This is a genomic window from uncultured Gemella sp., from assembly GCF_963537375.1.
Taxonomy (GTDB): domain Bacteria; phylum Bacillota; class Bacilli; order Staphylococcales; family Gemellaceae; genus Gemella.
On record NZ_CAUTDQ010000076.1, the window covers coordinates 1 to 3,049 of the forward strand.

At 32.7% G+C, this 3,049-nt stretch carries 2 protein-coding genes; one reads left to right on the forward strand and one right to left on the reverse strand.

The features are described 5' to 3' along the window. Positions 1-437: tyrosine--tRNA ligase (tyrS, locus tag RYK99_RS08805; RefSeq protein WP_314991856.1), on the reverse strand; the 437-nt coding region annotated here is incomplete at its 3' end. Positions 438-617: 180 nt separating this feature from the next. Between tyrS and RYK99_RS08810 the strand changes: the two genes are divergently transcribed. Continuing rightward, entirely contained in the window at positions 618-2,957 is a 2,340-nt protein-coding gene (locus RYK99_RS08810; RefSeq protein WP_314991857.1) for a transglycosylase domain-containing protein, read from the forward strand. Positions 2,958-3,049 lie beyond the last annotated feature (92 nt).

Here is a 3,049-nt window from a genome sequence, read left to right on the forward strand (position 1 = left end):
AAGTAGTTGATGTTTACTAATTTTCCGTAGTCACGTAAAAATTCAATCATAGAAAGTTTTCCTAACCAGTCTCGGTTATTTACAAATTCAATATTATCATCCCCACGGAAAATATTACGAAGTTGCCCTTCAAGGCGACGAGCGTTGTCTTCGATTACTTCAAGACTTTGTAATTGACGTTCTTCACTTCTTCCTGATGGATCTCCGATAATACCAGTTCCTCCACCTACTAAAATAACAGGTTTATGTCCGTGTTGTTGAAATCTTTTTAATGTTAAAAATGGTAGTAAGTGCCCAATGTGTAATGAATTACCAGTTGGGTCTGTTCCACAGTAAATAGATACGCTTTCTTTTTCTAATAATTCTTTTATTCCTTCTTCATCTGTTTGTTGGTAAACTAAGTCTCTATATTTTAAATCTTCTAATAATTTACTCATTAAAATGCCTCCATATCAATTTTTATACACTTAATTCAATTATATCATATTTTTATTTTTTGTTTTATCTTTTTCTTTTATTTTAAATATAAAATCTACTATTCACTTGCATATAATTTAGTCTTTCATATAAAAATATGGTATAATATAGCTAATAGTATGCAATCTAAGGAGATTACAATGAAATTTAAGAAGATATTAACTTCTATGACTCAAACCCTTCTTCTTTCAATTGGACTGCTAATCAGTCTAAGCATGGGACTTGCTATTGGGTATGTGGGTGGTCTTGTAAAAGATCAACCCGTATTAACTCAAAAAGAAATGAAGGAACAAATAAATAACATTAGTAAGAACAGTGAAGTATACTTTGGTAACGGAGAAAAATTAGGTACAATAAACTCCGAATTAATTAGACAAACTGTTACTTACGAAGATTTAGGAGACAATGTCAAAAATGCAATAATTGCGAGTGAAGACTCTAACTTCTATTCTAATAGCGGAATTAATATTTTTGCTATACTAAGGGCAACACATAGTGAAGCTACGGGAGCTAGAACATCTGGAGGAAGTACAATTACTCAGCAATTAGTAAAAAATCAACTTCTTGACAATTCTAGATCTTACGAAAGAAAAGCGAAAGAAATATTACTAGCACTACGTGTAGATAGTCACTTCTCAAAAAATGAAATTCTTGAAAATTATCTAAATGTTGCTCCATTTGGAAAAAACAGTTTAGGTCAAAATATCAGTGGTATAGAAACTGCTGCGCAAGGTGTTTTCGGTGTTCATTCTAAAGATCTAAATGTGGCACAAGCTGCATATTTAATCGGATTTGTTCAATCACCATATAAATACACACCTTTTGATGCGGCTGGTAATGTTCGACCTGATGAAGAACTTCAAGCTGGTCTAGATAGACAAAAATATGTACTTGAAAGAATGGTTGCTAATGACTTTATCACAAAAGAGCAAATGGAAGAAGCTAAGCAATTCGATATTAAAGGTGCATTCACTAAACAAAAATATTCTGAATACACCGACTATCCATACATTCGTGATGAGGTTACTAGTTCAGTTGCTGAAATTCTAGCTGAACAAACAGCAGCAAGAAATAATAGACAAGCAGACTTCAAGACTAACTCAGACTATAGAAACGAGTTAATAGAAAAAAGTCGAATCAAATTTATTACTGGTGGATATAAAGTAAAAACAACACTTGATAAGAAACTTTACGATACACTTCAAGAAACGAAAAAACAATTTGCTTCTTACCCTACTTATTCTTATGGAGGGGTTGTTTATCCATTAGAAATTGGAGCCTCAGTGATAGAAAATAATAGTGGTAAGATTTTAGCGTTTATCGGCGGTATGGATTACAACAAACAACAACTTAACCATGCTACAAGAACTCGTCGTTCTCCAGGTTCAACAATAAAACCATTATTAGTTTATGGACCTGCGATAGATAAAGGTTATATTACACCAAATTCAACTCTTCTAGATAAACGTTTCAACTATAACGGTTGGCATCCTGAAAACTATGATAATTCACAACATGGTTATCTTCCAGCAAGACAAGCACTTGCAGGATCTCTTAACTTAGCGACAATAAGATTATATTCTGCGTTCCAAAAAGAAGAACCTGTGAAAAATTATTTAGAAAAAATGGATATCGGTGGCCTTACAGCTAGTGATAAAGAAAATCTAGCTACATCTATTGGTGGTATGACGTATGGTTTTTCTGTAACAGAAAATACAAGCGCATTCTCTACTTTTGGTAATAAAGGGGAACATAAAAAAGCACACATCATTGAAGAAATTGAAAATAATGATGGTGAACTTGTTTACAAAGCTGATTTTTCACCTGTCAAAATCTATGAAGAATCAACAAGTTACTTAATCGTTGATATGCTTGGAGATGTTATTAATAAGAGCTATGGTACATCTAGAGATATGCCAAGCAAACTAAAATTTAGCTCGAAAAATCTATTTGTTAAAACAGGGACATCTGAATACTATAAAGACCTTTGGGTTGTTGGTGGTACTACTAAGGTAACTGTTGGACTATGGAATGGTTATGATAGTCCTGCAAAAGTACCAAGTTATGACTACGCTCAACGAAGTTGGGTTGCTGTTATGAATGCTATATATGCATTAGATAAAAATATTCTTTCACCTGATACTGCATTTACTCGACCTAGCTCAGTTACTGATTATAGCATTAATCCTTATAACAATGCTAAAGGTGGCACAAAAGATCTTATCCCTACTGGATTTAAAGAATTATCTAAAGAAAAAACATTAGCTAAATTAGGTTCTAATATAGATAAAGGTGTTTCATTCGAAGATCCAGCAAAAGTAGTAGTTAAGAAACAAGAAGTTAAAAAAGAAGATAAAGAGAAGAAGGAAGACAAAGAGAAAAAAGAAATAAATAATAATTCATCTACCGTTTCTCCTACTGCTCCTACTTCCCCTCCCCCTATCTTGAAACCAGTTGCACCTGGGGATGATTCAGATTAAACTAAAAAGTCAACATGAATAATATTTTCATGTTGACTTTTCAGATTGTTGACAAAACGACCAAAATATCAATGAACATATTGATGTTTTGG